This window comes from Microbacterium sp. (assembly GCF_003248605.1).
Classification (GTDB): domain Bacteria; phylum Actinomycetota; class Actinomycetes; order Actinomycetales; family Microbacteriaceae; genus Microbacterium.
This window is the reverse complement of the sequence record NZ_QFPF01000135.1, coordinates 1-5,565: the sequence shown is the minus strand read 5'-3', so window position 1 is coordinate 5,565 and position 5,565 is coordinate 1. Positions and strand designations below refer to the sequence as shown.

Here is a 5,565-nt window from a genome sequence, read left to right as displayed (position 1 = left end):
GTCTTGGGATCGATCGCAAGACTGGGCACTGGTGGAAGAACGGCGGCGCGGTCGTCACGTCCACGGGCACTCGGGTCATCGAGCCTGTCATCGGTCGGTACCAGGGCAAGGCCGAGTCCGACCGGTATCTGAGTGAAGCCGAGCGAGTCGTCATCGCGGACGGTCACCGGGCCGGGAAGTCGGCGCGCACGATCGCGACGGAGCTGGGGCGGGCGGTGTCGACGATCGCTCGTGAGCTCACGCGCAACCGTGCCAGTGATGGCGTCTATCACCCGTTCACCGCGCACGCGCTCATGCGAACTCGCCGCCCGCGACCAAAGCCTCGAAGACTCGAGACCGACGCCGCACTCCGGGTCCTGGTGCAGAAGCATCTCGACGAGCATTGGAGCCCCGAACAGATCGCGCACGAGCTCGCGACGCAGCACGATTCACCGATCGCGGTCGAGACGATCTACCAGGCGCTCTACGCGCCGACCCGCGTGATCGCGCGGGATCCGCGCGCGGTGCTGCGCACGGGGCGGCCTCATCGGCGTCCTCGCCGCCGCGGTGACCAGCGCCGACCACGGTTCATCGTTCCGATCACCCCGATCGACCAGCGGCCAGCCGAGGTGTTGGAGCGGCTCGAGCCTGGCCACTGGGAGGGGGATTGCATCGTCGGCGCCTACAACCGGTCCGCGATCGGCACCCTCGTCGAGCGCACTTTCCGATACACGATCCTGCTCCACCTTGACGGCGAGTCCCGAGCCGGCGCCATCCGCGATCAGCTCATCGCCACGTTCAGCGCACTCCCGCCGGAGATGCGACGGTCGCTGACGTGGGACCAAGGCAGCGAGATGAGCCACCACCACACCGTTGCGGAAACGGTCGGCATGCCGGTCTTCTTCTGCGACCCCGGGAAGCCCTGGCAGAGGCCCACGAACGAGAACACCAACGGGCTCCTACGCGACTACTTCCCGAAGGGCACGAACCTCCGCGTCCACACCGCGGAGGACCTCCAGCGGGTCAGCGACGAGCTCAACCGGCGGCCCCGTAAGACGCTCGACTGGAAGACACCCCACGACCTCTTCGCTAGCGTTCAGGAGAGAGCCGTGTAGCGACGACCGCTGGAACCCGCCCTCACCGAATTTCCTCACCCTGGGTCGCTCCGTCGCATGAGGCGGGCCTCCCTCGATGCTGGTGGTCTCTGACCACACACCAGCTTCCGAGGGAGGCCCTCTTCTCATGCTTTCAGAGAGGAGCAGCGTGGACATCCACGCTCTACACAGGCAGGGGTTCACGATTAGTGAGATCGCCCGCCGCACTCACCATGACCGCAAGACGATACGCGCATATCTGAATGGTGAACGGGTCCCGGGCCGGCGGGAACGCGCGGCCCCGGACCCGTTCGGTCCGTTCGTTGACTACGTCACCGCTCGCCTGACGGAGGACCCGCACCTCTGGGCGGCGACGTTGCTGGACGAGATCGTCCCGCTGGGCTTCGAAGGTTCGTATCCGACGTTGACTCGACAGATCCGGGCCCGCGGGCTGCGGCCGGCGTGCACCGCCTGCGCGCATGTCACGAAGCGACCGAATGCGATCATCGAGCACCCGCCGGGCGAGGAGACCCAGTTCGACTGGCTTGAGCTGCCCAACCCGCCCGCGCACTGGGGGTTCCCGCACAAGAACGCGTATCTGCTCGTCGGGTCCCTCGCGCACTCCGGCGTCTGGCGGGCCGTGCTCTCGCCGTCGATGGATGTCCCGCATCTGCTGGCCGCGATGACGACCCTGCTGGCTCTGCTGGGCGGGGTGACGAGGGTCTGGCGGTTCGACCGGATGGCGACGGTGTTGAACCCCGTGACCCGGGATCTGATGCCGATGTTCGCGGGGTTCGCGAAGCATCATGGCGTCCAGCCGGTGGTCTGTCGGCCGCGGTCGGGGAACAGGAAGGGCGTGGTCGAGAAGAACAACCACACCGCCGCGCAACGCTGGTGGCGGAACCTTCCGGACGGGCTGACCCTCGAGCAGGCGCAAGCCTCCGTTGAGGCGTTCGCCCGTGGGCAGGATGAGCGGCCGCGGCGCACCGAGACGGGCAAGACCACCGCGAAGGTGATGTTCGCTGCGGAGCGTCTGCGGCCGCTGCCGCCGGTCGTGTTCCCCGTGGTCGTCACCGAGGAGCGCACTGCGACGAGGCAGGCGCTGATCGACTGGCGCGGGAACCGCTACTCCGTCCCACCCGAGCTGTCTGCCGCGAAAGTCATCGTCCGGCAGCGGCTCGGCGCCGACACCATCGACGTCGCCACCGTGTCCGGGACGGTCGTCGCCCGGCACCGGGTCGCGCAGCCTGGGCTGGGCGTCACGGTCCGCGACACCGGCCACGTCACCGCCCTCGAGGCCATCGCTCTCGCGTCGGCGCCGCCGGGCCGTCCGCACCGCCGGAAGGAACGCATCCCGCCCGGGACTGCGGCGCTACGCGCCGCGCAGGTGCTCACCGGCACCGGTCAGCCCGTCTCGACCGTGATCGATCTGGCCGCCTACGAACAGGCCGCGAAGAACAGGAACACCCTCCGATGACCACCACCACGAAGGCTGCGGCCAGCACCTATCAGCAGCTGCGGAACCACCTCACCGACCTGAAACTCGCCGACGCCGCCGACGCGCTCCCGAAGGTCCTCGACCAGGCGCAAGCCGAGGGCTGGACGCTCACGCACGCCCTCGAGCGGCTCCTGCAGATCGAGGTCACCGCGACCGACGCGCGCCGCCTCGCCGGCAGGTTTCGGTTCGCGAACCTACCCGCCGGGACCACTCTCGACGACTTCGACCTCGACGCCGCATCCGGCATCGACAAGAACCTGCTCGCCGAACTGGGCACCTGCCGGTTCCTCGAAACCGCGACCAACGTGCTCCTGATCGGACCACCGGGCGTCGGGAAGACACACATCGCGACCGGACTCGGGCACGCCGCCGTCACGGCCGGCTACCGGGTCTACTTCACGAGCGCCGCGGACCTCGCCGCCCGCTGCCACCGCGCCGCGATCGAGGGGAAATGGGCGACGATGATGCGGTTCTTCGCCGGCCCGACCCTGCTCATCATCGATGAACTGGGCTACCTGCCGCTCCCTGGCGAGGCCGCGTCGGCGCTGTTCCAGGTCATCAACCAGCGCTACCTGAAGACCTCGATCGTGCTCACCACAAACCGGCCCGTCGGAGCATGGGGCGAGATCCTCGGCGACACCACCGTCGCCGCCGCAATGCTCGACCGACTCCTCCACCGCAGCGTCGTCGTCACCCTCGACGGAGCCTCCTACCGGCTCCGCAACCACCACGCCGCAGCCGACGAACTCCGCCGCGTCACCACCGGCACAAACCTGCGCTAACCTGACCCGGCGACCTGAGGAATTTCAGCGATCAACTCTGAGGAACTTCGATGAGCGCCGTCACCAGGGCGCTTCGCGGACTGCCTTGGGCTTACGTGCTCGCTCAGGCCGAACCTGCTCAGAAAGTCGTCGGTACGGCAGCGAGAACTCAGCGGATTCTTCCTGCGAGCGACCACCGAAGTCGATCACCCAGCGAGAGCCCGAGCCGTCGGGTCGCTGGTTGAGATCCTCGCCGTTGAGGTACGGGAACAGCACTTCAGCGTTGCGGGCATCGGCGGCAATCCACTCTTGCGCCTCGCCTGACTCCACGACGAAACCCATGCCCAGGACGATGCAGCCCTGGAATGCAAGGCCCGAGTTCTCGGCGAGGCGAACTGGTTTACCTTCGGCTCGTCCCTGGGCTTCCAGGAGGGTGCTGACGCGGCGCACTGCGATGTCGTCGGCAAACCGGGGCACACTCTGGGCGACATCCCCGCGGGTGCCCCACACCGCCGCGTACTCCAGATTCGCGCTGGCTGCCGGCCAGGAGCGACTCTGGATTGCGCGGGTGATGGTGAATCCGTCGGCAACCATCGCGTCGAGTCCAACCTCACGAGAGTCGCCCTGCGCGACGGTGTTCGTCGCGATGAGGCCGAGCGTGCCGTTTGCCTGCAAGAGCGAGGTCGCACGCCGTCGAGGATGGCCGATGGACTGGTCCGATGAATCTCAAACAAGCACGCCGCTGCGTCCTGTATGCCCGCCTCAGTATCACCAAGGAGGAGTCTGTCTCGATCGCCCGTCAGCTCCAGTCCTGCCGCCGCTATGCCGAAGCCCGTGGATGGGAGATCGTCGGCGAGTTCGTCGATGACGGTGTCTCTGCCACGTCCAACCGGCCCGAAGAGCGTCACGGGTGGAAGTCGTTGCTCGCTGCGCGTGACTTCGATGCCGTCATCATCTGGAAGGTCGACCGACTCGCCCGTCGGGTGCTCGACTTCCTCCACGCCGACGAGACCCTCCAGAAGCGGGGCGCGGGCTTGGTCGCCGTCGAAGACCCCATAGACATGACCAGTCCCCAGGGCCGCGCGTTTGCGGTCATGCTCGCTGTCTTCGGTGAGATGGAGGCCGAAGCCATCCGCGCCAGGGTCCGAGCTGCTCGCGCACAGATCCTCAAGGACGGCCGGTGGCCGGGCGGTGGCATCCCGTATGGATACCAGTCCGTCCCAAACCCCGACGGTCCCGGCCGCGTGCTGGCGAAGGACGACGAGCGCATCGGGTGGCTCTCCGAGGCGGTCGCCAAGGCGCTGAGTGGCTACACAGTGAACGCGATCACTACCTGGCTCACCGAGAGCGGAGCCCCGCTTCCCGCGCGCCGTGCCGAGCGGACGTCGGGCGGGACGAGGTGGAACAGGCAGACCGTGGACGGCCTGCTCCGGAATCCCGTGCTGGCAGGGATGACCCCGCACAACCCGGGCCGCGCCAAGAGCGCCAAGCGGGTCGACCCGTTTGCCGTGCTTCGCGATGAACGAGGACAGCCGGCCGTCAGCCAGGCGCTCGCCGTTATCACGACCGAGGAGTTCGCGACCCTGCAACGGCTGCTCGATGCCCGGGCTGTGCCTCAAGCCCGCAAGAAGGCTGAGCGCCGGTCCACGAGCGCGCTCCTGTCGCGCGTGGCTCGATGCGATGAGTGCGCGGTATACCTCTGCCGCGGCACGAACCAAAAGCGACCCGTGCTCTACTGCCCGACGTGCCGCCAGACGATCGGACGCACTGCGCTCGACGCCTACCTGACCGACCGGCTCCTGATCGAGCGCGCGAACGAACTCATCGGCGACCTCGCAGTCGACGAGGCATGGAGGCGCGCCGGTTATGACGACTTGGCGCGACGCGCGGTACTCGTCTCACAGCTGGACAAGCTGGTCATTCGACGCGGCGTCGTCGGCCGCTACTTCGACGAAGACCGAGTTCAGTTGACATGGTCGTCGTAGCGGCAACTTCGGCGTGGCCAAGACAGATCAGCGTCGGCGGTCTGCGGCAGACTGGTGCCCATGGCAGAGAGCACGAACGCGCCCACCCCAGCGGACACGGGCTACGTGCTCAATTTCCCGACCGATGGCACCTCCTTCGGCGTACGAGAGAACCTCGTGGACATCCTGGAACGCGAGTTGCTCGGACCGATCCACGGCGAGGAGGAGTTGCTGCCATTCAGCCCGAAGCAGATGTACCTCGTCGGGCT

Annotated in this window: 6 protein-coding genes; 5 read left to right on the top strand and 1 reads right to left on the bottom strand. The window is 67.6% G+C overall.

All coding sequences use genetic code 11. The features are described from left to right. The 3 genes from DI573_RS13570 to istB all read left to right on the top strand — a co-directional run. The coding region (locus DI573_RS13570; RefSeq protein ID WP_292815364.1) for an IS30 family transposase at window positions 1–1,094 on the top strand (1,094 nt) is incomplete at its 5' end. 127 nt (window positions 1,095–1,221) lie between these two features. Then, window positions 1,222–2,550 carry an IS21 family transposase gene (gene istA / locus DI573_RS13565; protein ID WP_292815362.1) on the top strand — a complete coding sequence of 443 codons (1,329 nt, stop codon included), beginning with the start codon at window positions 1,222–1,224 and terminating at the stop codon, window positions 2,548–2,550. Continuing rightward, complete coding sequence (gene istB, locus DI573_RS13560; RefSeq protein WP_292815360.1) at window positions 2,547–3,353, top strand: IS21-like element helper ATPase IstB; 807 nt, start codon at window positions 2,547–2,549, stop codon at window positions 3,351–3,353. The genes istA and istB overlap by 4 nt, the downstream gene beginning before the upstream one ends. A gap of 60 nt (window positions 3,354–3,413) precedes the next feature. Here istB and DI573_RS13555 read toward each other — a convergent pair whose 3' ends face one another. Next, window positions 3,414–4,007: a hypothetical protein gene (locus DI573_RS13555; protein ID WP_292815358.1), complete on the bottom strand. Its 594-nt coding sequence runs from the start codon at window positions 4,005–4,007 to the stop codon at window positions 3,414–3,416. 44 nt (window positions 4,008–4,051) lie between these two features. Between DI573_RS13555 and DI573_RS13550 the strand changes: the two genes are divergently transcribed. Next, a complete protein-coding gene (locus DI573_RS13550; RefSeq protein ID WP_292815356.1) occupies window positions 4,052–5,317 on the top strand; it encodes a recombinase family protein in 1,266 nt (421 codons plus the stop codon). A gap of 60 nt (window positions 5,318–5,377) precedes the next feature. Then, window positions 5,378–5,565, top strand: a 188-nt coding sequence (locus DI573_RS13545) for a hypothetical protein (RefSeq protein ID WP_292815354.1), incomplete at its 3' end; no start/stop codon positions are given.

Bases quoted from the DNA above. Each gene is read 5' to 3' on its own strand.
- istB (WP_292815360.1), top strand. From the start codon at position 2,547: ATGACCACCACCACGAAGGCTGCGGCCAGCACCTATCAGCAGCTGCGG.
- istA (WP_292815362.1), top strand. From the start codon at position 1,222: ATGCTTTCAGAGAGGAGCAGCGTGGACATCCACGCTCTACACAGGCAG.
- DI573_RS13550 (WP_292815356.1), top strand. From the start codon at position 4,052: ATGAATCTCAAACAAGCACGCCGCTGCGTCCTGTATGCCCGCCTCAGT.